The sequence below is a fragment of the Kineosphaera limosa NBRC 100340 genome (genome assembly GCF_000298215.1).
Taxonomy (GTDB): domain Bacteria; phylum Actinomycetota; class Actinomycetes; order Actinomycetales; family Dermatophilaceae; genus Kineosphaera; species Kineosphaera limosa.
Window position 1 is genome coordinate 1 of record NZ_BAHD01000032.1, and the last position, 25,510, is coordinate 25,510.

General features: G+C 66.7%; 23 protein-coding genes and 1 pseudogene. 11 read left to right on the plus strand and 13 right to left on the minus strand.

The window, feature by feature from the left end:
* Positions 1–120: 120 nt before the first annotated feature.
* A complete protein-coding gene (locus tag KILIM_RS10490; RefSeq protein ID WP_006592648.1) occupies positions 121–1,158 on the plus strand; it encodes an N-acetylmuramoyl-L-alanine amidase in 1,038 nt (345 codons plus the stop codon).
* 33 nt (positions 1,159–1,191) lie between these two features.
* Here KILIM_RS10490 and KILIM_RS10495 read toward each other — a convergent pair whose 3' ends face one another.
* The 8 genes from KILIM_RS10495 to KILIM_RS10530 all read right to left on the minus strand — a co-directional run bounded on the left by KILIM_RS10495 (position 1,192) and on the right by KILIM_RS10530 (position 6,216).
* Positions 1,192–1,584 carry a type II toxin-antitoxin system VapC family toxin gene (locus KILIM_RS10495; RefSeq protein ID WP_006592649.1) on the minus strand — a complete coding sequence of 131 codons (393 nt, stop codon included), beginning with the start codon at positions 1,582–1,584 and terminating at the stop codon, positions 1,192–1,194.
* A complete protein-coding gene (locus tag KILIM_RS10500) occupies positions 1,581–1,814 on the minus strand; it encodes a type II toxin-antitoxin system Phd/YefM family antitoxin (protein WP_006592650.1) in 234 nt (77 codons plus the stop codon). Before KILIM_RS10500 ends, KILIM_RS10495 begins: the two co-directional genes overlap by 4 nt.
* 99 nt (positions 1,815–1,913) lie before the next feature.
* The gene (locus KILIM_RS22300) at positions 1,914–2,483 is read right to left on the minus strand and encodes a Uma2 family endonuclease (RefSeq protein WP_006592651.1); all 570 of its coding nucleotides are present in this window, start codon (positions 2,481–2,483) and stop codon (positions 1,914–1,916) included.
* A gap of 220 nt (positions 2,484–2,703) precedes the next feature.
* On the minus strand, positions 2,704–2,916 hold the full coding sequence (locus KILIM_RS10510) for an antitoxin VbhA family protein (RefSeq protein WP_006592652.1): 213 nt from the start codon (positions 2,914–2,916) through the stop codon (positions 2,704–2,706).
* A gap of 55 nt (positions 2,917–2,971) precedes the next feature.
* Positions 2,972–3,544, minus strand: coding sequence for a Uma2 family endonuclease (locus tag KILIM_RS22305; protein WP_006592653.1), 573 nt, complete (start codon positions 3,542–3,544; stop codon positions 2,972–2,974).
* A gap of 202 nt (positions 3,545–3,746) precedes the next feature.
* On the minus strand, positions 3,747–4,136 hold the full coding sequence (locus tag KILIM_RS10520) for a type II toxin-antitoxin system VapC family toxin (RefSeq protein WP_006592654.1): 390 nt from the start codon (positions 4,134–4,136) through the stop codon (positions 3,747–3,749).
* On the minus strand, positions 4,133–4,378 hold the full coding sequence (locus KILIM_RS23285; RefSeq protein WP_040562966.1) for a type II toxin-antitoxin system Phd/YefM family antitoxin: 246 nt from the start codon (positions 4,376–4,378) through the stop codon (positions 4,133–4,135). The genes KILIM_RS10520 and KILIM_RS23285 overlap by 4 nt, the downstream gene beginning before the upstream one ends.
* A gap of 512 nt (positions 4,379–4,890) precedes the next feature.
* The gene (locus tag KILIM_RS10530; RefSeq protein ID WP_040562993.1) at positions 4,891–6,216 is read right to left on the minus strand and encodes a UDP-glucose dehydrogenase family protein; all 1,326 of its coding nucleotides are present in this window, start codon (positions 6,214–6,216) and stop codon (positions 4,891–4,893) included.
* A 693-nt stretch (positions 6,217–6,909) separates the two neighbouring features.
* Between KILIM_RS10530 and KILIM_RS10535 the strand changes: the two genes are divergently transcribed.
* From KILIM_RS10535 to KILIM_RS10555, 5 genes are all read left to right on the plus strand, one after another.
* Positions 6,910–10,842, plus strand: coding sequence for a cell wall-binding repeat-containing protein (locus KILIM_RS10535; RefSeq protein ID WP_006592657.1), 3,933 nt, complete (start codon positions 6,910–6,912; stop codon positions 10,840–10,842).
* A gap of 159 nt (positions 10,843–11,001) precedes the next feature.
* Positions 11,002–11,442: a hypothetical protein gene (locus KILIM_RS10540; RefSeq protein WP_006592658.1), complete on the plus strand. Its 441-nt coding sequence runs from the start codon at positions 11,002–11,004 to the stop codon at positions 11,440–11,442.
* A gap of 237 nt (positions 11,443–11,679) precedes the next feature.
* The gene (locus KILIM_RS10545) at positions 11,680–12,288 is read left to right on the plus strand and encodes a hypothetical protein (protein WP_006592659.1); all 609 of its coding nucleotides are present in this window, start codon (positions 11,680–11,682) and stop codon (positions 12,286–12,288) included.
* A gap of 63 nt (positions 12,289–12,351) precedes the next feature.
* Complete coding sequence (locus KILIM_RS10550) at positions 12,352–13,521, plus strand: hypothetical protein (protein ID WP_006592660.1); 1,170 nt, start codon at positions 12,352–12,354, stop codon at positions 13,519–13,521.
* 91 nt (positions 13,522–13,612) lie between these two features.
* Positions 13,613–14,578: a cell wall-binding repeat-containing protein gene (locus KILIM_RS10555; protein ID WP_006592661.1), complete on the plus strand. Its 966-nt coding sequence runs from the start codon at positions 13,613–13,615 to the stop codon at positions 14,576–14,578.
* 233 nt (positions 14,579–14,811) lie between these two features.
* Here the strand turns inward: KILIM_RS10555 and KILIM_RS10560 are convergent, their stop codons facing one another.
* Entirely contained in the window at positions 14,812–15,039 is a 228-nt protein-coding gene (locus tag KILIM_RS10560) for a hypothetical protein (RefSeq protein ID WP_006592662.1), read from the minus strand.
* 99 nt (positions 15,040–15,138) lie between these two features.
* Here KILIM_RS10560 and KILIM_RS10565 point away from each other — a divergent pair, with 99 nt between their 5' ends.
* The 4 genes and pseudogenes from KILIM_RS10565 to KILIM_RS10575 all read left to right on the plus strand — a co-directional run bounded on the left by KILIM_RS10565 (position 15,139) and on the right by KILIM_RS10575 (position 18,440).
* Positions 15,139–15,858: a hypothetical protein gene (locus tag KILIM_RS10565; RefSeq protein ID WP_006592663.1), complete on the plus strand. Its 720-nt coding sequence runs from the start codon at positions 15,139–15,141 to the stop codon at positions 15,856–15,858.
* 1,009 nt (positions 15,859–16,867) lie between these two features.
* Positions 16,868–16,977: pseudogene (locus KILIM_RS25445) on the plus strand (helix-turn-helix domain-containing protein); the annotation flags it as partial.
* A gap of 382 nt (positions 16,978–17,359) precedes the next feature.
* Positions 17,360–18,046: a DUF433 domain-containing protein gene (locus KILIM_RS10570; protein ID WP_040562970.1), complete on the plus strand. Its 687-nt coding sequence runs from the start codon at positions 17,360–17,362 to the stop codon at positions 18,044–18,046.
* The gene (locus KILIM_RS10575; protein WP_006592666.1) at positions 18,012–18,440 is read left to right on the plus strand and encodes a PIN-like domain-containing protein; all 429 of its coding nucleotides are present in this window, start codon (positions 18,012–18,014) and stop codon (positions 18,438–18,440) included. Before KILIM_RS10570 ends, KILIM_RS10575 begins: the two co-directional genes overlap by 35 nt.
* A gap of 78 nt (positions 18,441–18,518) precedes the next feature.
* On the opposite strand, the gene KILIM_RS10580 is transcribed toward KILIM_RS10575, so the two are convergent.
* Positions 18,519–18,845, minus strand: coding sequence for a hypothetical protein (locus KILIM_RS10580; protein ID WP_006592667.1), 327 nt, complete (start codon positions 18,843–18,845; stop codon positions 18,519–18,521).
* A 1,422-nt stretch (positions 18,846–20,267) separates the two neighbouring features.
* Here KILIM_RS10580 and KILIM_RS23985 point away from each other — a divergent pair.
* The gene (locus KILIM_RS23985; RefSeq protein WP_157551636.1) at positions 20,268–21,665 is read left to right on the plus strand and encodes a hypothetical protein; all 1,398 of its coding nucleotides are present in this window, start codon (positions 20,268–20,270) and stop codon (positions 21,663–21,665) included.
* A gap of 1,510 nt (positions 21,666–23,175) precedes the next feature.
* Here the strand turns inward: KILIM_RS23985 and KILIM_RS23290 are convergent.
* Genes KILIM_RS23290 through KILIM_RS10600 form a run of 3 tightly spaced genes read right to left on the minus strand, consistent with a single transcriptional unit; the run spans position 23,176 to position 25,497 of the window.
* Complete coding sequence (locus KILIM_RS23290; RefSeq protein WP_006592671.1) at positions 23,176–23,829, minus strand: bifunctional 4-hydroxy-2-oxoglutarate aldolase/2-dehydro-3-deoxy-phosphogluconate aldolase; 654 nt, start codon at positions 23,827–23,829, stop codon at positions 23,176–23,178.
* On the minus strand, positions 23,826–24,557 hold the full coding sequence (locus KILIM_RS10595) for an IclR family transcriptional regulator (RefSeq protein WP_217997094.1): 732 nt from the start codon (positions 24,555–24,557) through the stop codon (positions 23,826–23,828). Before KILIM_RS10595 ends, KILIM_RS23290 begins: the two co-directional genes overlap by 4 nt.
* 16 nt (positions 24,558–24,573) lie before the next feature.
* The gene (locus KILIM_RS10600; protein ID WP_006592673.1) at positions 24,574–25,497 is read right to left on the minus strand and encodes a sugar kinase; all 924 of its coding nucleotides are present in this window, start codon (positions 25,495–25,497) and stop codon (positions 24,574–24,576) included.
* Between the last annotated feature and the right edge of the window lie 13 nt (positions 25,498–25,510).

Consider the following 25,510-nt stretch of genomic DNA (forward strand, 5'->3'; position numbering starts at 1 on the left):
GCTCACCGGCCAGCTGGGGAGCGGCGTGGTCGCGCCGCGGCGGATCGTCGCTTCGGGGGGTGGTCGCGTTGCGTACGAATCGAGGCGGGAGGCGGGGCGCGTCGGGGTTACGGTCGTGCAGTGGAGTGGGTGAGTGGTCTTGTCGTGGACCGGCGGGTGGTGCTTGGTGCCGCGTTGGCCCTGCCGACGCTGGCGGTCGCGCCGCGCCCGGCGACGGCGCAGGTGCCCCGCCCACAGATCCGGCCGCGCAGCGAGTGGGCGACCGGCCGCCCTCCGAAGAAGCGCCCGACGCGCGAGGACGTGCGTTTTCTGCTGGTGCACCACACGCAGACGCCGAACACGGAGCGCCCGGCGAGCATCCCGGGTCGGCTGCGCGGCATGTACGACTTCCACACGCGCGAAAAGGACTGGCCCGACCTGGCGTACAACTTCCTCGTCGACCCGTTCGGCCGCATCTGGGAGGGTCGAGCGGGCAGCCTCGCCGGCCCGGTGCGCGGGGACGCGACGGGAGGGAGTCAGGGGTTCGCGCAGCTGTGCTGCTTCATCGGCGATCACCGGGCGACGCCGCCGACGCGGGAGGCGATGGCGGCGATGACGAGCCTGCTGGCGTGGCTCACGGTGCGCGACGGCGTGGACCTCTCGGAAGGCCGCACGGTGCGCTTCGTCTCCCGGGGGTCGAACCGGTGGCCGCGCGGTAAGACGGTGACGACCGACCCGGTGGCCGCGCACCGCGACATGTCGCGCACCGACTGCCCCGGCGATGCGCTGTACCCGCTGGTGCGTTCCCAGCTGCTGCCCGGTGCGCGGCGGCTCGCGGCGGGGGCACCGGCCAGACCCACCGGCGCCTCGACCGATGCGGCAACCCCAACGGCGGCGGCTACTGCGACGGCGGCGACTGCGACGGCAACGTCGACCGCCGCTGCGACCGCCACTGGCTCCGCGACGACGCCACCGGTCACGGCCACCTCCCCTCCCGCATCAGCAGCGACGACGGCGACATCATTAGCGGCGGCAGCGGCCGAGCCGACGTCGGCGGCTGCGACAACGCCCGCCCCATCGGAGAGCGGGTTCACGACGCAGGACGCGTTGCCGATCCTCGGTGTCGCGGGCGTCGCGGGCGGAGCAGCCCTCGCCGCGCACCTGCTCCGACGCAGCTGAGGCCCCGTCAGGCAGGCGAGCCGTCGGGCGAAGTCACCAGCAGGTGGCTATGCCGTCCAGCGTGCGCAGGGCGCGGTCGGCGGTCACGACGGTGCAGCCTTCGAGCATCGCGACGGCGGCGATCATGCGGTCGAAGGGGTCGCGATGGTCCCATTCGAGGCCGCCGGCCAGCAGGGCGTGGTCGGAGGTCACCGGCAGCTCCCGCGCGCCGAGCCGCCGCAGGTGGCGGTCGTAGGCGGCGATGAGCCCGGCTGCCTGGCCGAGTCGGCCCAGCCGGTGCTTGGTTGCGATCTCCCAGGCGGTGGCGGCGCTGACGACGAGCTCCGTCGAGGCGTCCTTGATCACCGCGTGGGCGTCCGGGCCGAGTCGCGTGGGCTCGGCGAGGGCGAAGAGCAGGGTGTGAGTGTCGAGCAGGTACGTGCTCACTCGCCGTCGCCCTCCCAGGCGGCGAGTTCGCTCTCCGGCAGGGGGTCGTCCAACGACTCCGGCACGTGGAACGGCACGAATCCCAGCTCCCGCTCGCCCCGCGCGGCCAGGGGGACGAGCCGCGCCACCGGTGTTCCGCCGCGGGCGATCACGAACTCGCCTCCGGCCTCGACTTCGGCCAGCATCGCGGAGAGTCGAGCCTTGGCTTCGGCCACCTTCACGGTCTTCACTTCATCAGACTAAGTTGGTCAACTAGGTTGGTCAACTACGGACATGGGTAGTCGGGCTGGTCGAGTCGGGTTGTCGGGTGGGGCTACCCGGCCCGCGCGTCAGTTGACCAATTCGCTTGCCTGCAGCCGGATGACGTGTTCCCCGATGCGCAGGGTGGCGGCGGTGCCGTCGGTGTCGGGGGTGAGGTAGGCGCCGTCGACGATCCGGTCGAAGAGAACGACGGTGGGCCGGGGCCCGCGGACGTCGACGAGCAAGTAGGCGGGGATGCCGGCGCGCGCGTACTCGTGACGTTTGGTGACGGAGTCCGTTTCGATGGAGCCGGGCGAGATGACCTCGACGACGAGGGCGACATCGGCGGGGTCAGCGCGGTGGGCGACGGCGCCTGCGCCGCGAGCGACGGTCAGGTCGGGCTGCCGCACAGTCGAACTGCCGGCGCGATCGCCCAGATGGACAGCGAAGTGGGGCAGCGCGATCCAGTCGGGCCGGATGATGGGACCGAGTTTCTCAATGAGGCGGGAGGTGGCTTTGACGTTGTCGAAGTGCTCGTTGGGGGCCACGGTGGGGACGCCCTCGACGAGTTCGTACGCGTCGTCGCGCTGGGAGTAGTCCTCGTCCCATTCGGCCAGTGTCACGTGGGCCAGTGCGACGGGCGGCGCTGCGATGCTCATGGGGCTCCTCCCTTCCATTGTTCGAGTATCAGGGGAGCCGATGGCTGAACGCTAGGGCACAGCACCGACAGACCGCTCAACGCGCTAGAGGACTTGTGGATAACGCCTCTGCCGCCCGGTAGGCGCACGGGCTTGTGGATGCACATACGGGAGGTTCGCCCCGAGGCGGCAGCGGGCGGCTTGAACTGCTCCGGCCCTTGAGTTGCGGGGCACTCCGCGGTCAGTCCGGTACGCCGAGCCGGGAGCGGGTGCGACGCACGAGTTCGGCGGCGTCGATGCGGCCATTCACGAGCTCAGCAGCGTCGGCGTGCCACTCGTCGGACACCCCGAAGCCATCCATGCCGACGTTGTGCACGGCCTCGCTGACCCAGCGAGCACGTTGGTCCGTTTGCGAGGCCGTTGGCGACGCGGGCTGGCGCGATGAGGTGCTCATGTGGCCCCCTCCATGGCGGCAGTGGGGGTGTCGCCTCGCGGGCCTGTCATGGCTTTCAGCTCGACACGAGTTCGGCGGCGAGCAGGGGGATGGTGTGCTCGCCGATGCGCAGGGTGGCGGAGATCCCGTCGGTGTCGGGGGTGGCGTAGGCGCCGTCGACGATCTGGTCGAAGAGCACGACGGTGGGTCGGGGCCCGCGGACGTCGACGAGCAGGTAGGCGGGGATGCCGGCGCGAGCGTACTCGGCGCGTTTGGTCAGCGCGTCGGTTTCGACGGATCCGGGTGAGATGACTTCGACGACGAGCGCGACGTCGCGGGCCTCGACGCGGTGCCCCCGCGGGTCGACGTCGCCACGGACGAGCGCCAGATCGGGCTGCCGGATGGTGTGCCACCCGCCCTGGTCGCCGAGGTGGACCGCGAAGTGGGGTAGCGGCAGCCAGTGCGGCCGCAGTTCCCGATCGAGCAGGACGGTCAGGCGCGTCGTCGCTCTAACGTTGCCGACGGTTTCGTTGGGGGCCACGGTGGGGATGCCGCCGACGAGCTCGTAGGCGTCGTCGCGCTGCGAGTGGTCGGCGTCCCACTCGGCCAGCGTCACGCGGGCCAGGGCGACGGGCGGTGCGATGCTCATGCGGCTCCTCCCTTCCATAGGTTCGAGTATCAAGGGAGCCGATGGCTGGACGCTAGGGCACGGCACCGACGGCTCGCTCGAGCTGGCGTCGGGCTTGTGGATAACGTTTCGCCCGCCCAGCTGGCGCGCAGGCCTGTGGACGAACACATCAGCGAATGTCGACCAAATGCTCACCACAGGGCAGCGCTTCGCGCGATCTGTTTCAGGCAGGGGCGATGACGTGAACTCCGACGGCGCGCGCGGCGGACTGCAGTCGCAGGTCGTAGGCGACCAGGGCGTCGACGCCGAGGCGAACCGCGGTCGCGAGATGGAGGGCGTCGAGCGATCGCAGGTTTGGCCCCGGCAGGAGCCCGGCCTCTCGAAAGAGAGACGCGGGCACCTCGTAGAGGCTGATGCCGTCGAGGAACTCCGAGACCTTGTGTTGCGTGAGTTCGGGGTCCCGATTCGAGGCACGTCGAAGTTCGGTTTCGAGCAGCCAGCTGGCCGCGAGGCGCGGGCTCTCATCGTCGATGGCCTGCGCGAGGGCGGTGGACTCGGCCTCTTCGACCAACAACTTGAGCGCTGCGGATGTGTCGAGGTACCAGCGGCTCACCGATCACCTCGCAGGTCGTCCAGGATCTCGCTCGTCGACGTGTTGAGCCGAAGCCGAGGCCAGCTCGAGTAGGCGGGCCGGGTCTTCGCTGGTCGCTCGCAGTGCAGGGCGTCGTCACTGATCGGCACGAGTCGAGCCACGGGCACCCCGCGGCGCGTCACGGTGAACGACTCGCCCTCTTCGACGCTGCGAACGATAGCGGCGTTGTCGTTGCGGAGCTCCCGCTGGCTGATGGTGCGCATGCTCCAACGTAGCACGTTGTAGCACTTATCCCGTGTTCTGCCTTGGGAGCTTGCTTTGGCTCGCTTTTGGGCGAAGTCCGGGCGCCACACACTGAAGGGGGGTGCACCCACAAACCTCGCTCATGGACCCCGCTGGCACAGGTGAAGTGGCGGAGGCCACCAAGGTCGCCACCGACTGCCTCAGTGCGCGGCTCTGTTGGTTTCCCGACGATGAGCCAAGTGCTGCAATCCGGGTTTCCTACCGCCTGGTCCGCGAGCTGCTGGGGGTGGCGACCGGCCAGCTCGCTGGTTCGGCGATCTGTGCCCAGCCGTTCGATATGTCGGGCCTCATGCTTGCGCTTGTTGTCGCGCTGCTGGAGGTCGCCGCCGCAGAGGGACTCCCCGTCCGGCTGGGCAGGGCCTGGTGGGCGAGGTTTGGGGGTCGCCTTTGCAAGATTGGGCTTGGGATAAGCGGTCCGAGGCACGCGGCAACAGGCGCCCCCTGTGCAGGCGCGGTCCGCGAGCCGCACTCCTCAGATGAACGGCCGCCCAAGGGCTCGGTAGACCCACCCGGCCTCTTGCCACTTCACCGGGTCGAGGGCGTTACGGCCGTCGACGATCATGGGGCGTTCGACGAGGCCGCGCAGTTCGGCGGGGTCGAGGGCGCGGTATTCGGGCCATTCGGTGAGGTGGAGCACGACGTGGGCGCCGCGGACGGCTTCTTGGGGGGTGTCGGCGTAGAGCAGTTCGGGGGCGATGCGGCGGGCGTTGTCCATGGCTTTGGGGTCGTGGACGACGACGGTGGCGAAGTCGGCTTGGATGGCGCGGGCGACGTCGAGGGCGGGGGAGTCGCGGATGTCGTCGCTGTCGGGTTTGAACGCGGCGCCGAGCACGGCGACGCGGCGGGTGCGTAGGGTGCCGCCGCACTGTTGGCGGGCGAGGTCGACCATGCGGGCGCGGCGGCGCATGTTGATGGAGTCGACCTCCCGCAGGAACGTCAGGGCCTGGTCGGCGCCGAGTTCACCGGCGCGGGCCATGAACGCGCGGATGTCTTTGGGCAGGCAGCCGCCGCCGAAGCCGACGCCGGCTTTGAGGAACTTGGGGCCGATGCGGTCGTCGAGGCCGATGGCTTCGGCGAGGCGCACGACGTCGCCACCGGCGGCCTCGCACACCTCGCTCATCGCGTTGATGAACGAGATCTTGGTGGCGAGAAAGGCGTTGGCGCTGATCTTGACGAGCTCGGCGGTGGAGAAGTCGACGACGAGGCGGGGGATTCCGGAGGCCAGCGGGGTCGCGTAGCACTCGTCGAGTAGCTTGACGTCGGCGTCGGAGGTGTCGCCGTCGACGCCGTAGACGAACCGGTTGGGGGTGAGGGTGTCTTCGATGGCGAAGCCCTCGCGCAGAAACTCGGGGTTCCACGCGAGGCGCACCCCGGCGCCGGCGGGCGCGGCGGCCTGGAGGCGTTGGCGCAGTTGGAAGGCGGTGCCGACGGGCACGGTGGACTTGCCGACGACGAGGCACGGTTTGGTCAGGTGCGGGGCGAGGGAGTCAGCGGAGCCGAACACGTAGGAGGTGTCGGCGGCGTTCTCGCCGGTGCGCTGGGGGGTGCCGACGCAGATGAAGTGGATGTCGGCGTCGGCGGCCAGCGCGTAGTCGGTGGTGAACGTCAGGCGCCCGGTGGGCAGCACGCGGGCGAGCATCTCGGCGAGGCCGGGCTCGTACATGGTGGGTTGGCCGGCGGCCAGCGAGGCGACCTTGGCCGCGTCGGTGTCGATGGCGACCACCTCGTGCCCCAGGTCGGCCATGCAGGCCGCGTGGACCGCGCCGAGGTACCCGGCGCCGATGACAGACAGCTTCAGGCTCACAGGCGTCGATTCTACCGGGGCGCAGGCGGATTGACGTTCGCGGCTGGAGCTGGGCGCGTTGCTCGACTAAGGGAGTGGGTAGCGCAGGTGTGCCCGCCTGCAAGCGGCGATCGTGGTGCCGCACACGAAATTCCGGAGTTTCAGAACGACCGTTCAAGAAATAGTGGCAACCTCTTTGCAAGGCTGCGTCGAGCGCGACACTCATGGCGCCTTTCTGATGGTGCTCTGAATGGTTGCGAGGAGGGTCCATTCAGGCTTTTTCTAAGTTGAACGTCCGACTTATTCGGGGGCGCTTCCTGTTCGTGTGGGCAGGGGTGGTCGCTTGACGAGGCCGCGGCCCCGATAGTGAGTCGGACGTTCAACTCGCAGGTCAGAGGCACTTTCACGCACAGCTGACGGCGGCTCGCGGCGCCTTGAGTATGTGATGTGTGCCACAGTCAGGCAACTTAGGAACGCTAAGCGACTGCCGACAGCAGCCTGCCTCGAAGGCGTGATCGGGGCGCTATTCGAGTTCGCTTCCCCTGTGCTGCATGCCAATCGCCTTGGCAAAGTCTGGGAACTGTGTCAGCCTCTTTCAGGCGGGCACTTTTCCGTGAGGTCGTTGCACCCGGGGGGGTCACGAATCGGCCAGGGGGCGCTCGCTAATCCCCGAGTTACTTCTCAGCACTTCGCCTTCAGGAGGCCACAGTGAGCTCTGCAGCCAAGCTGCGCACCCTCGGCCGCGGAACCGCCGTCATCGCGTCCGCCGCCCTTGTCATGACTTCGTTCGGTCCCGCGGCCTTCGCGGCCTGGGACGTTCCGCCGCAGGGCGGCTCGATCACCAGCCAGCCGGACCCGGCTGTCGGGATCGTCGACACCGACCAGAAGGCTGCTGGCACGCAGGGCGCCACGCTCGTGCAGGCCGGACAGGACGCGCAGGACCTCAACGACCTGCGTCTGGTTCTCCCGAACAGCTTCCAGCGCGGTGACGTCATCGACCTGCGAGTCTTCGACCGCAGCGCCACCCAGACGAACAACGGCCGCGGCAACGCGGGCCCGTCCACCAAGATGGAGTTCTCCGCCGACCCTGACGTCGCCGTCAGCGACCCCATCGCCGGCGACTCGATCGTCGGCACCACCGGTCGCGCCAACGCCGACGTGGCACCGATCGCGACGACGCACAAGAACGAGACCGAGACCGGCACCGGTAACCCGTGGCAGGCTGCCACGGGCGCGACCGGCCTGGCCGCTCAGCGCCCGGGTGTCACGCCCGCGTTCGAGGTGTCCCGCGTTGCTAGCACCGGCAGCTCCTACCGTGACACGATTCGGCTGCGCGTCACCTCGGACCCGTCCACCGGTGACCCCAACGCTCGCTGGGGCGTCCGCCTCCAGAACTTGAAGGTCGACCTCGGCGCCCAGGTCACCCCCGGCGAGCTGCGCATCGTGCCGTTCGCCTACAACGGCCAGACGGACAAGCTCATCGCAGCCCCCGACCTGTTCGGCAACATTGAGGCCCAGGCCTTCCTCAACGCGAGCGACCGCCAGCCGCAGCGCCAGATCCTTGTCTACACGGTGCCTGGCTACGTTGCTCCGGTGCGCTTCGACGCGGGCAACCCGAACATCACCGCGCAGGCGGGTGCCCAGTCGATCGGCGACCTGAAGATCACCGAGACTCACGGCGCGTCGCTAACCCAGGGCTCGTACACGGTGGCCATCACGGGCGCAACGATCGCCAACACCAACACCAGCGAACTCCGTGCCACCATCTCCGACGGCGGCACCACCGAGACTGTTTCCATCGGGAACTGGGTCACCACCGGCAGTGACCGCACGGGCTTCACCTTCAACCTCGCCAACACCGACGTCAGCCGGGTTTCGACGATCACCGTCTCGGGCCTTATGCTCAACGGCACTGCTCCCGGCCGGCTCTCGTTCCAGCTCTCAGGCGGTTCGGTCGACCAGTGGCTTGCCGACGGTGGGCAGTCTCAGGCTGTCATGAACAACGGCACCCAGGTTGTGGCCGGCAGCCCTGCCTTCGTCGGCAGCGGCGCCACCGCAAGCAACGCTGGGGTGACCTCGGCAAGCGGCACCCAGACCGGCGCCAGCCAGCTCACCACGGGTGACTACACCATCGCGGTCGCCACCGGGGGTGGTGTCCTCGAGCTACGTGATAAGAACGGCGACGTCGTCGGGCGCGCCTTCGTCGCAGACCCGACCGCCTTCACCCTAGCTGCCCCGTACTCGGGCACCGTCGGGTTCTCCCGAGACGTTGTCGCCGGCGAGACCGTACGGGTCCGCGGCACGCAGGCGCAATCCGCCGCCCTGACTCGCACCCCGCCCACAACTAGCTCAACAGTCGCGGGTACCTGGGATGCAGCGACCTACAGTGTCGTGCGGCTCGACGACGGTACACTGGCCATGCGTGCGGCGGGCAGCACAACCAACTATGCGACGAGCACCGACGGTCTCACCTTCAACCGCACGGGCGCTACCGCGGGTAGTGTTGTCCTCGATGCGGATGGGGCCATCGCGGGGGACTCATACGCCATTTCCACCATTGCGGTGACGACTGTGTCAGCGGTGCCCGACAACACTGCGGCACTGCCGGGCGCCTCGACAATCACCCCTGATCCTGCGGCGGGCGCGTCCACGACCCTGCTGTTGCCGCCAACCGGCACCTACACGGCGTACAACTACGTCGACGACGGCTGGGTACTCGAGGATGCCAGCGGCAACCAGGTGGCCACCTCCACCGACGCCGCCGTCTGGACGCTAGTTGGAGACTACTCCGGCACAATCACGCTGAACTCCTCCACCGGACCGGCCGTTCCTGCCCCTCTCGTGGACACCGCCGAGGTCACCATCAACACTGGTGCCACGGTTGCCACCGTGCCGATGGCAAACCCGACGGTGACGATCTCCGGGCCTACCCCCGCAGCGGGCACGTTCACGGTGGACGGCACGGACCTGCGCAACACGGCGAACGCGATCGTTGCGTCCACGACCGATGGTGGTCGCACCTTCGTCGGAACTGGTCCGCTGGCCGGCACAACGTTCACCGCTTCGGCTGTGCTGCTGGACGGCGCCACGATCGTAGTCTCGGCGGTCGCGGGTGCCATCAACCAGGTGGACATCGAGGGTCCGCTGGACAGCCTCATCCAGGTGGGTACGGTGTCTGCCGGCACGGCCGCCATCGGTGGCACGAACCGGTTCGACACGGCTCGCAAGATCGCGCACTTGTTCGGCGGAAACCCGGACATCGCGATCGTCGTTAACGGATTGAACGCCCCCGACGCGCTGTCGGCAGGCTTCCTCTCCCAGCGTGAGGGTGCTCCGATCCTGCTGGCCACGCCGCGCGTGCTCCCGCAGGAGACCGTTGAGGCGCTTCGTGACCGCGGTGTCCGTAAGGTGTACGTCGTCGGTGGCGAGGCTGCCGTCGGTCGTTCCGTGACCGACCAGCTGCGCAACCAGGACGCCTACATGTGGGACGACGCGGCCAAGGCGATCAAGCCTCGCGGTGGCAAGCTTGAGGTTGTCCAGCTGGGTGGCGCGAACCGCTACGCCACCAACTGGGTCGTCAACACCTACGCGGCGGCGCAGACGGCCAACTCGGCCCCGGTAGGCAAGATCGCGACGGGCTACGGCCAGCCGCTCAAGACGACCGGTCTCGTCGCTCGCGGCGACCAGTTCGTTGACGCGCTGACGGCCAACGTGCTCTCGGCTGGTCGCACCGGTGCGCTGACGCGCAGCGTTGCTGCTGGTGAGAGCGTCAAGAGCATCGTGGCGGCGAGCGGCTTCCCGATCCTGCTCACGCCCAGCGACGTGGACAAGTTCGCGGTCGGCATTTACACGGTGAGCGGCACCAGCCTCGAGGTTGGTGGCGACCAGGTCGGTCTTGTCAACGCCGGCACGGGGCTCGTCGAGCCCACGACCGTCGGCACGTCGACGGTCGTCGCGAGCAACGCCTACCTGTCCGGCAACGTGCAGTTCAGCGCCGCGCCCTCTGGCACGTTCCGGGTGACGGCGACCCAGGCCACGTCGGCGCAGTACATCTACGACGCCAACGCCACGGCCCGAGTCAACGCGCTGCCGGTCGTCCTCACCTCGCCGGACGGCCTGCGGCCCGAGGCTGCGGCTCAGTTCCGGGCCATGCACCTTGAGCACGCGCTGCTCATCGGAGGTGACTCCGCTCTGAGCGACTCCGTCAAGACGGGCATCGAGGGCATCAACAACGCCTCGACGCTCCGCCTGGCCGGTGCCGACCGCTGGGCTACGGCTAAGGTCGTTAACGAGTTCGCGATGCGCGCCGACACGGCGACGCAGGCGGGCGACGTTCCCGGCCTCGGCTTCCGCGGCAACCGCGTCTACACCGATGCGGCTGGCACGACGCTGTACAGCGGTGAGATGACGGCGTACCTGGCCAACGGGCTGCGGTTCCCCGACGCCCTGGTCGCCGGCCCCATGGTCTCGCGCCAGCGCAACGCTCTGGTCATGACCCTGCAGAACGAACTGCCCGACCCGACCAAGGCCTTCCTGGTCGACAACGCGGCTCGTATCGACAACGCCGTGGGTCTCGGCCTCGGCCAGGCGGTCTCCACCGCTGTCATCACCGAGGCGAACCGTCTCGCGGCCACCCGCTGATCGCAACACCCCATCGGAGAGTGACGGCATGACCGTCTGACCCGAGCGGCGGGCCGGAACCTGTTAACCAGGTTCCGGCCCGCCGTGGGCGTTGCCGGCCAGGCACGCCCGCCTCAACTCGATCCCCTAGACCTCCGCCCTCCAGGAGAGTGAAATTCGATGAAGCGCAGCACCATCTGTGTGGCACTTCCGCTGGCGCTGCTATCCCTCGCCGGCTGCAGCTCTGACAACAGCGCCACCGGCGCCTCGCCTGCCCCCAACGCCACCGCTGGCGAGTCGCCGGCACCCGCGGTTGCCGACCACACTCCCGGCCAGACCCCGGGCAACGCCGACCAGGGTGACGCCAAAGTCACCAAATGTGAGGTCACGCCCAACGGTGTCGAGATAGCCGTCGACATCAAGAACACCACCGAGCAGAAACGCATGTACATCCTCACCGGCGTCGCCTACGACTCCGACAAGAAGCCTGTCGCCTCCGCCGCCGTCATGGTCGATGCCGTCGACCCCGGCGCCAGCGGGAGCGGCACCGGCCGCTCGACCGGAGCCGTCGAAGGTGACGTCATCTGTGAAGTAACCCAGATCGAGAGCATGCCCCAGTAGCCCTTGCGTCAGTGACCCCCAGAGCGGCACCCACGCCTGACGGCGTGGGTGCCGCGTCGCGGTTCAGGTTGAGCCCTTGTCGGCCGATGGCGAAGGTAACGACGCAGCTCACCTACCCCCTCTCCTCGCTTGAGCGGGCTCGCGCCGCGAGCGAAACGGGAGAGAGTCATGTCAGGGACGACGATCGGCGGCGCGCCGAACACACCATCTGAGCCGACGAGGCGCCGTGTCTGTCGCGTGATCGCGCCGTTCGCGGTGGCGCTCACCGCGTGTGTCTTGAGCGCCGGAGCGGTGCTCTATGTCGAGCCGGCCTTGGCTGCGCCGGCGATCGACACCGCCCAGCGAGGGGCGATCGGGGCCTTCGTGACGACTCCGACCGCTGAGGCGCTGGTGACTGGGCGCGCCGACATGGTCTCCGTCCGGCCGGCTGCGACAAGCCGTCCGTTGGACCGTCCCGACGTGCTGGGCGCCGCTCCGGCCCTGCGATGCACCATCCACGTTGTGCCTGTGGCGTGGCAGGGCAGTCCCGCCGTCAGCCTCGACGAGATTCGCGGGCCGGTGAACGCGGCCGCGCAGTACTGGGCAGACGTCATCCCAGGGCGCATCAGCTTCACGAGTATCAGCTACGCCGACGCCCTGCGCGTCCCCGCCCCGGGCGGCGGCTGCTCCGAGGCCGCGGGGTCGATGGAGCGGGCCGTGGAAAAGCAACTCGGCGAGCGCTACACCTCCGGAATCCAGGAGCACCTGGTGATCGTCCACCCCCGGCGGGACGGCTGCTACGCGGGGTTCGCCAGTGTGTGGAACACCACCGTGTGGATCAACGCGGCAGCCGACGGCGGCGTGTAGGCCCACGAGCTGGGGCACAACCTGGGCCTGGGGCACAGCGGGTTGCACGTCTGCGCTGGCGGGGTGCCCTGGAGCACCTCCTGCAAGTACCAGGAGTATGACGACGCCTGGGATGTCATGGGGATGTCCTGGCTCGGGGCCGTGCCTTCGCCCGAGTCACTGCGCCGTGTCGGGCTGCTCGACCCCACCGCTATCCGGACCGTCGCCGGCAGCGGTCGAGTGACGCTGTCGCCCGTCGCGGGGCAGCGGGGCCTGCTGGCCGCGCGCATCGCGACCAAACACGGTCTGTTCACCGTCGAATACCGGCTGCCCGTGGGGCGGGACCGGGACATCGACAAGGAGCGGATTCCGCTACGCGGCGGATGGTTCTACTCCAAGCGGGCAGCGGGCAAGGGCGTCGTTGTCCGGTACAGCCCCGGCAGCTACGGCGACAAGGGGCCGTTCGGTGTGCTTGACATGCACCCCGAGACACCCGCCGAAACCGACCGCGCCCTCCAAGCGGGGGAGCGGTGGCTCGCCGCCGGTATCGGCGTCGGCGTGCACGTCGTCTCCGCCGACGCCGAACACGCCATCGTCGACATCACCGCGCCCATGGCGACTCCGGTCATCGACGAAGGGACCTTCGACCACGGGCTTCGGCGAGGCGCGGTCGTGGCGCGCCGGGCACCCGTCACCGTCTCGTGGGCCGTCGCGCCCGGACTCGAGGCGGTGACCATTCGGAACGTCATCAAGGTCAGCGGACAGCGAGACCAGGTGATCGGCAATCGGCGCTCCGTGGCGATCGGGGTACCCGAGGGCTGGACCGACATCACCGTGACGCCGCAAAACGCGCGCGGTGAGGGTCAAGGGGTGCGTGTGGGCACCTACATCGACTACTGGACCAACTGGAGCCGCAGCGCCACCGGCCGATGGGCCAGCGCCCCACTCAAAGGCGCTGTCAGCGGACGGGACACCACCACCCGAACGCGGGGAGCCACCATCACCTTCAAGGTGCCGAACCTGGTCAAAGACGTCGGCCTCATCGCCAACACCGGCCCCGGCCGCGGCCAAGTGGCGATCCTCGTCGACGGCCGCCGCGTCGACACCATCGACCTCTCCGCTCCGCGGCTGCGGCCGGCGCAGCCGGTGTGGACCTTGCCGGGGGCTTCGGGCAAGACCGTGAAGGTCGTCAACCTGGCGCCCAAGGGGCGCGAGCTCGTGGGGATCGACGGGTTCACGATTCTGGGGCTGTGAGCTGCGCGTGCCCCGGGGCTCAGGTGGGCTCTTCTCGCGCCGATGGGGCGCGCGACAGGCCCCTCCTCGTCGACCGTGGAAGGTCCTTGCCATGAGCCTCCGGTTCCGTCTTGCCGCCGCGCTGGCGGCGTTCGCTCTCGCCGTTGTCGCCGCGCCGCCCGCGCAGGGTGCGGCGGTCAGTACGCGGGTGTTCGGGCCCGACCGGGTTGCCACCGCCATCGCGGTATACGAGCAGAACCGCGACCTGTTCACCTCCGACACCGTGGTGCTTACCCGCTCTGACCAATTTCCTGACGCACTGGCCGCCGGGCCGCTTGCAGTGTCGTTGCGGGCACCGGTGCTCATCACGCCGCCCCGGTCCGTGGACCAGCGGGTGCTGGACACGCTGCGGCGGCAGCGGGTCGAGCGGGTCGTGGTCGTCGGCGGGACCTCGGCGGTGAGTGCTGCTGCTGTCGCTGAGCTTGAGCGGGCGCGCCTGCAGGTGGAGCGGGTCTCCGGGAACGACCGGTTCACGACCGCCGAGGCTGTCGCGCGCAAGGCCGCGGGGACGGCGTCGGTTCCGGTGTTCGTCGCCGACGGGATGACCCCGCACGACGCGCTGATCGCCGGCGCGATCGCCGGGAGGGAGCGGGGGGTTGTGGTGCTGTCCGCCGGTGGGCGGCTCACGCCCTCGACGCGGGCGTTCTTGCAGTCGCGGACCACGAGCACTCGGCTGGGGATAGGCAAGGCCGGGTCGGCTGCCGTAACGACGCTCGGGTTGACGCAGGTCGTCGCTGGTGGCTCGCCTGAGGCGACCTCCGTGGCTGTGGCGAACTACTGGTACAAGCCGGCTACCTCTGTTGTCGTGACCTCTGCTGCTGGGTGGGGTGACGCGCTTGCCGGCGCGCCTTTGGCGGCGCTGCGGCGGGCTCCGTTGTTGCTTGCGCCGCCGCGGGAGGTTTCTGGGGCGATGAAGACGTACCTGCGGGGGACTCGTGCCGACACCATCGTCGTGCTGGGTGGCGAGGCTGCGGTGCCTGCCGGTGTTGAGAGGGAGCTGGTGGCCGCGCGGCGGTAATTGCCGACCGTTCTGTCTGCGCCTGGAAAATAGGCCCTTCGGGGCCGGAGGCGGCTTCACTGCGACCCGTTCAGCACGGAAATCCCTTGGCTAGGAGGGCATTTCAGAGATTGTCGCTCCGTAATATTCCTAGGGATGGGCATAAAAAAGCTGGCACTCGCTACGGGTGTCGCGAGTGCCAGACGTCCCGAACTGGGTCAGGAGTGAATCTGGCGTGCGGAGATGGATGCTTCTCAGAAGATGCGGTCGAGTTGTGCCAAGGTCGTGCCGGCAGAAGCTAGAGCTGTGATCAGGGCAAGGTAGATGCTGTTCATGGCCATGAAGCTCAGCCAGCCCATTACCCCGCCGATGATGAGGGCTGCGATCGCAAGGAGGACGAACCTCTCTGTTACGAGAGGCTGGCGCGCCGTGTCCGGCGGGCGCTCGGGGAGATCCTCCATCGACGTTGGTGGTGTACCCATGATGTCCCTTCCCTGTCGTCGACCCGCCGCGGTAGCGGACCGTCTGATAGCATAGTAAGCAAGGGTGCTTACATAAATCAATCAAAGGTGGGCAGTGGTATGAGCCGGGTGTCAGGGCGCGATCCAGAGCTAGTCCAGCAAGTGCTCGCTGACGTGGTGTGGCGACATGCCAAGCGCCAGGTTGCGGACGAGCGGGCGGCAGGTCTGCCATGGCTAGATGTCCGTGTCAGTGACATCGTTGACGAAGCCAATGAGCGGCTGCGGACGCTCGGGCAGCCTGCCATCACGGTCAGCTTCATCACCAAGCACTACGGCACCAAGGATGAGTTTCTTGACTTGGCGATAGCCAGCTACCTTGGCCCCTCCGTCACAGACGCGCAGGCGTTGGTCGATGAGATGGAGGTCAGCCTCGCGGCAGGTCAGGCGCCAAGGGAGGTCCGTCGCCAGGCTGCCGAGCGCGATCTCGAGGGTATGGTTACAGGCGATGCCCCGTGGACGCGGATCTGGCTAGCGATGCACTCAAGCAGTGCGCGTCAAGACATCCGAGCGGTGCTTGGGAGAGTCTACGACGAGTTCGACAGAGTTATGATTCCTCTATATGAGAAGGAACTTGCCTCGCGCGGCCGGGTTATGCGACATGGTCTGTCCACGATTGATCTGGCCGCTGCCTTCACGGCGCTGACGGAGGGCCTCGCAATGCGAACCCTGTCTCATGAGGACCTCGATCACAGTCAGGCGAGGCGCCTGACTGCCCTAGTCAGCGAAGAGATCTTGGTCGCCTTCAGTGAACCTGCTTCCGGCCAAGTGCCGGTATCATAGCGTCGAAGCAGCAGCAGCTGCTCGCCCCGGCCGTATGTGGCTACTTCGGCCTGGCGCTCCTCCAAGGATTGCGTCGCGCACCTTCGCAGTAGCCGGCGGGCGCGAGGGGCGGCCGATCACATCACCGTGACTCGCCAGGCCCTCAAGTCGGCTCCAGGGATCCGGGACGGCGCTTTCGGGGAGGAAGGTGTTGATCCGCGCCGATTCCGCCGGTGGCCCGCACGCGTGACTGGACTGGCTCCACGCCCGTGGCCTGCAGTAATCGGTCGGATTCGTCTTGCCCGACGCCATACCCGCCTTGTACGCCACACTCCCTGCGAGGGCGTGGACCCTGGGGTCGACGAGGACGTGGACCAGCGTGAGTGCGCCGATGTCGTCGACATCGGCGCACTGCTGGACCTGGGCGGCTACGCGGCCGGGATGCGGGTGCTCGGGCGCCGCCAACGCCCCCTTGGGGTCGAACAGCGGTTCGATGATGTGCAGGATTACCGGCTGACCGCGTTCGCCACGAGCGCCAACCGCCGCACCTGGAACTGCGGCACCGGCGCCGGGCCCGCTGCGAACACCGGATCGTCGATCGCCAAGACACCTGACGAACCTGCCGTTGGAGGTCACGCGGTGAACCGGATCTGGATCTCGATCGCGCAACTGGCCGCGGACGTGCAAGCCTGGCACGCCCCTACTGTGCCCTGCCCTGTCACGAGGCTGCCTGCTGGGAACCAAAACGCGTCTGACGCGGCGGTCAGCGCGCCGGGCCCAGGCCACGCTGCTGCGACTGTTCAGCACCCCCGCGCCCCCTGGCCCGCACAGAACGGCCCCCTGGGCCAACCTGATCGCCGACGCCTACCAACTCCCGGGCGCCGTGCCCGCCGCCCCGGCTAACCTCGCGCTTTCACGGGGCGCTAACCTCGCGCTTTCACGGGGCGGCGGATTGGTTGTGTCGCCGACACACGAATACTGACCCCGTAGCGTCGTTCGAATTTTGACCCCCTGCCTTGACCCTTGGAGGGTGATCACAGTGGAGGATTGGGCAGAGATTCGCCGGTTGCATCGGCTGAAGGGATGCCGATCAAGGCGATCGCGCGGCATGTGGGGGTCGCGCGGAACACGGTGCGGGCGTGAGACAGGGGGCGGCGGGTCATCGCCGTCGACGGCAAATCGGCCCGTGGCGCCCTAGGTGCCAACGGGCGCTGTGAGCACTTTCTGGGAGCGATGGACCAGAGCAGCAGGGCCGTACTGGCCCGGCCCACCCCGTCCGCCGTGGAGTTGGCGCGGCGTTGGATCGACCCGATCAGCTTCTGGAAGTACGACGAGGAACATCTGACGCAGTTCACCCCAAGGATCGACCAAGGCGTCGGTCGCCTTACGTCCGATCTGGCAGCCATCGATCACTCCCTGCCACTGAGCCGCTGCAGAAGCTCGAGCGACGCCATTCAAGTCCTTGGGTATGGGTTGGGACACGGACGAGAGCGTGCGCGTGCCTCTGCCAGTGTCAGGTGGCATGATCAGCAAGAGGAGGCTGCCAGCCATGAACGTCGACTACGAAGAGCCTAGGTTCGTGACGCCGATCTGTACGGTGCAAGACGTCGCGGATCTGGTCGGCATGCCCCTGGACACCGTCAAGGCCTGGGCCGGGCAGCGGTCCTCCCGACGCCAGATGTTCACCCGCAACCCGCAGGATCATCGCGGCTGGCCGTCTGTCCCCCTCGTTGGCCTCGCCGAGGCCAACACTCTGCGCACGCTTCGGGAGATGCTCGCCCCCTCCGAGGTCGACGCGGCAGCGCTGTGGATCCGCAAGCGGTTCGACGCACCCTTCTCCCTGGCTAATAGGTGCCTCGTCACGGACGGGGCCTACGCCTACGTCCGGGAGAATCCCAGCGAGCTCTACCGGGTGAAGAGCAGCCAGCACGCCTTCGTCGAGGTCCTTGAGGATCACCTGAGGCCGCTGATCTTCGAAGACGACGACTACCCAGTCGCGTTTGAGGTCCGCATCCCGGGCGTTGCGATCGACCCCCGCTTCAACGCCGGGCGGATGACGTTCGTCCGGAACCGAGTCCCGGTCTTCGCCGTTCTTGGGAGTCTCGCGGGCGGCGACTCCGTGGACGAGGTCATGCAGCAGTACGGGCTCACCCTGCAGGAGGTGGCCGCAATCGATGAACACCGGGAGTGGGCGGCCACGGCCGCGTAAAGGCGACCACATCCTTTTGGTCGATAGGTGCCTCGCGCCAGAGGTCGCCTACGAGATCTGCAAGATGGACGGCCTGCACGGCATACCCCTGCGTGATCACTACGGCGACGAAGTAGCCCAGACGTTGGCTGACATCACCTTCCTGGCCGAGGCCGGGCAGCGCGGTTGGGGTGTCCTGACCCAGAATCCTCGCATTTGGCAAGTCCCTCAAGAGCGGACCTGCATCGTTGAGAGCCGCACGCGGGTCTTCTCGCTGGACGACCCCAACGCGAGCAAGACGCTGAAGGGCTTGGTCCTTGGGCGGCACATCCTGTCCATCCGCCGACGGCTTCAACGGCCCGATCCTTGCTTCTGGAGACTTCGGCTACAGGCCATCAGGAAAGATCTCGCTTGAGGGTGTCGAGTTCGCCGCGGTAGCTTCCGGAGCACCCGGTGGTGGGGCGCCCCCGAGGCACCTCGCCTCGCGGGCGTATCAGGTCTCCCGCAAGCACAGGGTTGCAGGCAGGAGCACGCGTTCCTCGGGGACGGTCGGGCCCGGTGCGGCGGTCAGCAGGCGGACTGCCTCCCTGATCCCCTCCGCGAATCGCAGCCTTATGGTCGACAACCGCGGCCGTGTCTGGATAGGGAGGGCGTCGTCGCTGCCGAGCAGACGGGCCTCCTCGTAGGTGCCGGATTCGTCGTGTGCGTACCGGGTCGACAATCCGAGGCGCTCGCTGGCCGTTTCGAGCGTGAACCGGCGTTCGATCTCGGACCAGGAGCGATGTGGTCCGCCGACGTACTGGTCGTTGTTGACGACCACCCCCGCTCATCTCCGACCTGCGCCGCGTTTGCCAGATTCGGTGACCACGAGTGCTGGGCACTCTTGCGAGGGCACCGATCTTGAGGAGGCGCACTGTAGCCTCATCGTTCTTGGTCGCCCACACCCGTGCGCGATCGTCGACATCCTTGATCTGCAGCGATGTAATCGCGAAGTCGCCTCGCCCATCAGGCTGACCGGTCACGGCAGCGAGGTGCGCGCCTCGCCACCACCAAGTTTTCGGGAGGGTGGCCAGAGCCTCAGATCCGAGTCGGCCACCGCTGGCGCACGCGAGAAGGCGGGGAAGCGCCCGAGCTGTCGCACCCCTCGACGTGGCCTCGCTCGTCCTCGGCACGGGCGCCAACACCCGGTGTCCACGGCCCAGCCTGAGGCCCGAGCAGCGGTCGCTGGACGAATGTGCAACTAACTCAACCAAACTGGGGGCTCATATGCCAGGGTAGGGATGTGACTCGATATCGAGGCAAGCGGCGTCGGCGCCCAACGCGTCGTGAGACACTCAGCCTTCTTGCAGGGTGCGCCGTAGCAGGTGGCTATGCGCTCATCGCCCCGGACGCCTACTCCCGCATCTTGAATCGTGTCCTTTCTTCCAGTGGCCCAGTCGTAGCAGAAAGACGTGGTGCGCCGCATTTCCCGGCGGCCCAAAGCAGCACTTTCAGCTCCTTCGATGGTTACATCTTGCCCATCGGGAAAGATGTAACGCCTGACGTAGAGCCGCCATTTACGGCAAGTGACCTCTCCAGATGGTCAGAAGTCGAATTCTGGTGCAACGAGGCCGGGGCGGTGCCTGCGAGTGACGAGCATGCGGTCATCAGGCTAGATATATCATCCCCACTTCAAACTCTCGTAATAACAGGCTTAGAGCCAGTTATAATGAGGCGTGCAGATCCGGTTACTGGCGCACTTGTCGCCCGAACCAGCGGTGGGGACTACTTGGTGAAGATTGTCTCGATTGACCTGGATGCGGATATCCCTGTCTTTCTGCCTACTCGCGAGCCTAACTCTGTGGCCCAGGGTGGGGCGCATGATGTCTCGGAAGACCGGGAAGATGCCCATGCGATCTCCCTTCGCAAGTTCCCAATATCGATCGGCCCGGCTGACACTCTCGACCTGACTATACAGCCTAGTACCGAGAAGTACTATTGCGAATGGAAGCTCCGAGTTCATTACCGCATTGATGGGCGCAATGAATTTCTAGATTACGGCGGCGGTGATGGCGTTTTTCGAATATCATCGTCGCGTCGCTGCAAATGGCGTTGGGCGGGATCGGATCTGGGTGGCTGGGTGGGTTCTTAAGGAAGGTTAGGTCAACTAGGCGGTGCGGGATCACGTGCACGTATTCATTAGAATGTCTCCAGTACGGAAGGGCAAACGTACATGTCAAGGTGGCGAGATCTGCTCAAGTGCGTGCTACTCTTCTTGCTGGCAGCCACTTCAGTGGCAGCCTCGATTGCCGTCTATTTCACCCAGATACAAGTCCGCAGCCCTGCCGCAAGTGACAGCTCTCAAATACCCTCGACGGAATCAGATCTCCCTTCTTCTAGGCCTGACACGACGGCTGAAATTTTGGAAGTCCGTTGCGGAAGTGACAGCTCGATCAGTCTCGGCACAACTGAAGTTCTAGCCCAATCTGGGGGTGTTAGGATCAATGCCGGGACGGATGCGGCTGATTCGGCACTTCATTTTAGTTCGGTTCTTCATTTCGCTGAGGAAACAGTGCAACTGTCTGCTGGCGACAGTTCCCATTTGGTTTCTCTTCAGCCTGGCAAGGTTAGCGTTTCATGCGGAATCGGCAGCAACCTGGGGGATTCTCGAGAGTTTCAAGTTGCGGACCCTGGTGGATATTGGCTCGGCGATCGCGACGAACTCACTTGCGACCCAGCATCAAGCCATACACTGCCGCCCCTGGCGGCCCGGCATGGCAACTCCCCACGCGCCGCCCTCGAGTCCGTGTCCACTCTGCTAGATAAGCCGTTAAGAGAGATTTACCGCACGCCGGTCGGCTACCTTAAGTCAGACGAGCAGATGTGGAATGTTGTCACGCCAAGATCAAGTGAAGATGGTTTCATGGATTCGGTCGATTTTCACCGGTTCAAGGTGACGCAAGAAGGCGAGCTGTATCGGGCAATTTACGATTCAAGTTGCAGTGCCCGAATTATCGACTTTGATGGCCTTGGCATGTCGTATTCTAGGGCGAATATACCCAAGCCGGCACTCGAAGGTACCTTGCAAGTCGGTTGCGCAGCGGGAGGATTGCACATATCTACACAAGCGATACAAGTTTCGCCGGAAGGGCTAAGGGTGAAGCCAGATGAGCCAGGGGACCCCTGGGTCTTGGCCTGGCAATACGTTGACAAGCCTCAAGTGTATAATCAGGTGGCCATTCAAAGTGGTCAATTGCTGATTCTTGACATCCCTCCCGGAGATCTCCGGATGTGGTGTAGCATTTCACCAGCGAATGTTTCCTCTTTGACGGTTACAGATCCTGTTGGATACTACATGACGCAGAATCTTGCGGCATGCACGAGCTGGGGGGTCATCGATTCCTCCGTCGGGAGCGCTTTCGGCGGCGAGCCATTCGAGGCCGTCTCTGCGTTCGTTGCTACCCAGGCAGGGTTGATGCCGAAACGGACAGAGCGCAACCCAAGGGGATTTCTCCTTGGTCGAGAGCGGTGGTTCGATGTGCCCTTCCTTACTCAGGGTGTGCTCACTTTGAAAGTGACATACGTGCCGAGTGCCGACCAGGATGCGCGATATGTTGCCACCCCCGCATTTACATGCGGGAAATCCAGCTCTTTGTATTGAACTGGGCTGATGGCCCTCCCAGAGGTTAGGACTGGTAATCCTACTGTATCGTGGGACATCACCAACTGAGCCACAGCCCCGTAGTGTGGAGGCGGCTGGACTTGAATCCGCAACCGCCGGCGTTTCGGGCGAAGGGATGACGGCTCCGAGTCGAATCTCGCGGCATGCTAGCCTTGCGGCGTGTTCTTTATCGACGCCACCGGCATGCTTGAGCGAGGCGTGACATCGAAATGCCAGGTTGTGTAGCCCCCGGCCTTCATTGGCGCGCCTACTGGCCGATTCCGGCACTAAGCGGGCAGATAATGATGCGTCCAGGGGCAGCCCAGGAGGCGCATTCGGTTCAAGCGTCCATGGCCTCGCTGGCGCGACTCTGGCCCGCACCTGCCGACGCGTCCACCTGCGGATCAAGGACAATGCCCCCTGGGCCGACCTGATTACCGACGCCCATCAACGGCTGGCCGCCGTGCCCGCCGCCCCCGGCTAGCGCAAGATCGGAGCGCCCCGACAACTCCAGCAACACCCGTCGAGCGTGGAACTCGACGCCCAGCGGAGCGACACCCGCCAACTTGTCACATCCTCGTGCCCCAATTTACACCCGCACGAGCGGCCACGACGCCTCAACAGTCACCAACGACCGCCGCCAAAGATCCAGGCTAGGCCCGATGCAGCTGAGGGAAGAACCGACCAACCTGGCCCCTGCTCATGGCAGGCGACAGAGCTTGGTCGGTCGGGATGGCCGGCCGCTCGCGGCGGCGATCAACTCTTCCGCCGCTTGCCGAGGCGGCTTGCCGTGCAGCGACGCATCGCGAGCGCATCGACACCCGGTGGCGACTGTGCGCTTCAGCACGCTCACGCACCTGTTCGCCTCGCAGTCCAGCAGCCTGCGCTGAGCTGGGGTGCTGCCGTCGCGCAGGCACACATGGCCGGATTTACCAAATTTAGAGTATTCGATGAACCAGTCTATAGATAAGGTTGGGCAGAGTGGGCTGAAGGTTCGCAACCATCTATGTTCATGGTTGCTTGCTTCCTGAGGTCAGACGTGCATGCCCGCTTGGGTGCGACAACTCCTCATGGCCCGCGTCATTGTATTGGCGCAAATCGGTTCGGACGGCTTGCAAGGTCGACATGGAAGGGATACTAAAGTACATGGAGAGCTCAGTGCCTAATGTTGACGATGGCTGCGAAATGCTTGCCGGTATGGCTGAATTCTTTGATTCTTCAGGAGACTCGCAAAATGCTGCTCGTGTCAGGGTGGCTATGGAGAACATGGGATGTGACCTTGGCGCTAAGGGCGCCCCGTACTGGCGCAAGAAGCTGCAGGATTGCTGCCCGAGGGTCGCGGATGGCCTTCGCGGCCTGGACGAGTTGCGCACTTTTGCCTATCGGCCGGATATGGAATCGGTTGAGCAGGGGTCTCCCCAGGGGGCGTGCGTGTTCGACTGGGGCACGCGAAGCCGATCTCAATGCGCGCAAGCGCGTGGGCCGTCGTCGGAAAGTAGCAGCCATAGCGCTATGCTCGCGCATCGAAACCGCTCCCCAGCATGTGGTGTTGTCTTGTGCTGATCGGACGGCGACGCAAACTTTCGCTAGGCGTTCGTCCCCGGGCTTGACGCCCACGGCGACTCCGAAAGCCCCAGCGGAGAGGAAGGCGCCAGCGTTCTCGTGGGTGATCCCGCCAGTGGCAATGAAGCTCATCCGGGGGAAGGGGGCGGACATGGCGGTGATCCACCCGGGGGTCAGCAGGGACGCGGGGAACGCCTTGGTTACCTCCACCCCCCAGACGCTGCGCTGCCTGTACCTCCGAGGCGGTGGCGACCCCCGGTAGGAAGGGGATGCCGTCGTCGGGGTCCAGCGCCGCGGCGACGGTGTCGGCGTCGAGGCCCGGAGCGATGCCGAAACGGGCACCGTGGTCCATGGCTCGGCGCAACTGCTCGGGGGTGGTGATCGTGCCGGCGCCGACGGAGAGGGGATCGCTCGCCGCGTTGGCCACGGCCTCGAGCGCGGCGTAGCCGGAGTCGTCCTGCAACGTCACCTCGACCAGTGCCACGCCGTGATCCCAGGCCTCGCAGGCCTGCGCCACAGCCTCCTTCGGTGACAAGCCGCGGAAGATCGCGATCACCGGTAGTTCGGCCAGGCGCGCGCCGAAGAAGTCGACGTCTGTCATGGGGCATTGCCTCCGATATCGGTCGTTATCTGGGCTGCGATGCCGACCAGGTCAGGGACCATCGCCAGCAACTCCTCGCGCGGCACCAGCACCTGAGGCGCCGTCACCGACACGGCTCCGACGACACCGTTCGCCCCGCAGATCGGGGCGGCGACGCAGTGAATGAAGGGCTCGTGCTCCAGCGCGTCCACCGCCCATCCCCGGTGCGCGATCTCCGCGAGGTGCTCCTCCAGTTGTTCTCGGTCAACGATAGTGTGCTCGGTGTGGCGCGTGAGCTCGCCAGTCTCGAGGACGCGCGCCCGCCGCGCCGGTGGCAGCAGCGCCAGGATCGCCTTGCCGACACCCGTGGCGTGCGCCGGTGCCCGGGCACCGATGGTGGAGTACATCCGCAGCACCTGTCGCGATTCGACCTTGTCCCAATAGACGATGTCGTTGCCCTCCAGTCCCGCGAGGTGAACGGTGTGACCGAAGCGCTCACCCAGCGCCTCCAGGTGGGGCCTGGCCGCGTCGATCAGCTCCTGCCGCCGCAGGTCGTGTGAGGGCAGCGTTGTCAGAAACGAGCCGAGCCGCACCGTGCCATCCCGATCGCGGCGCACGAACCGGTGCTCCTCGAGCGTTCGAACCAACCGAGAGATCGTGCTGCGATGGGTGTCCAGCTCTCGCGAGATCTCGCTCGCCGACATGGGCCGCTGCGCCACCAGAGTGATGATCTGCAGCGCCTTCTCCAAGCTCGTCGCCATGCCCTCAGTCTCTCCTCGGGCTTACCAACTCGACGCCGGAAGCCCTGTCGGGTAGGTCTCCGCGGACCCCCAGTGCAGCTCCGGCACACGCGGTGCTGAGCGCGAGGCACTCGGCGTCGCTGCCCCCCTCGATGTGTCGCGACAAGAACCCCGCGGCGAAGGCGTCCCCGGCCCCCACGGGCTCCACGACCTCCACCGTCGGCGCGGGATGACAGCTGCGACCGTCGATTCCAAAGGCGAGAGCGCCGCGGGCGCCCTGCTTGACCACCAGCGTGGTCGGCCCGTGGATCGCAGCGCGCACCTCCTCGGGGCCTCGATGCCCCCACAGTGCGGCCGCCTCATCCTCCCCGCAGAACACGACGTCGGCGCGATTGGCGAGGTCGAGCAGCATCTCGGGGGAGCCCCGATGGTGCAGAGCCGCTCGGAAGTTGATGTCGAGGCTCAGCCGCGTGCCCTCGGGCGCCGAGCGCCAGAGCAGCTCGACCACCGACGCGTTCTGCTGCGAGAGCGCGGGGGTGATGCCGGTGGTGTGTATCCAGCGCGGGTGCTGCTCGAGGATGGCGGCGATGTCACGCTCCTCGAGGCTGGCGGCGGCCGAACCTGAGCGGTAGTAGCGCACCGAGGTGCCCTCGGGCCGCAACTCCTTGACGTACAGCCCGGTCGGACGATCCGGGTCTCGGCGCACGACGCAGCGCACCCCCTGGCCGGCGACCCGATCGAGCACGTAGTCGCCGAATGCGTCATCGCCCAGCGCGCTGTGCCACGTCGTCGACGCCCCGAGCCGACGCAGCCCGATGGCCACATTCGACTCAGCCCCACCGATCTCCCGACGGAACACCTCCGCCGTCTCCGGCGGACGCGGCGGGTCGGGGACCAGCAGCAGCATCGTCTCGCCGAGGCACGCAACATCGACAGATTGCGACGTCATCGGTCAACTCCCT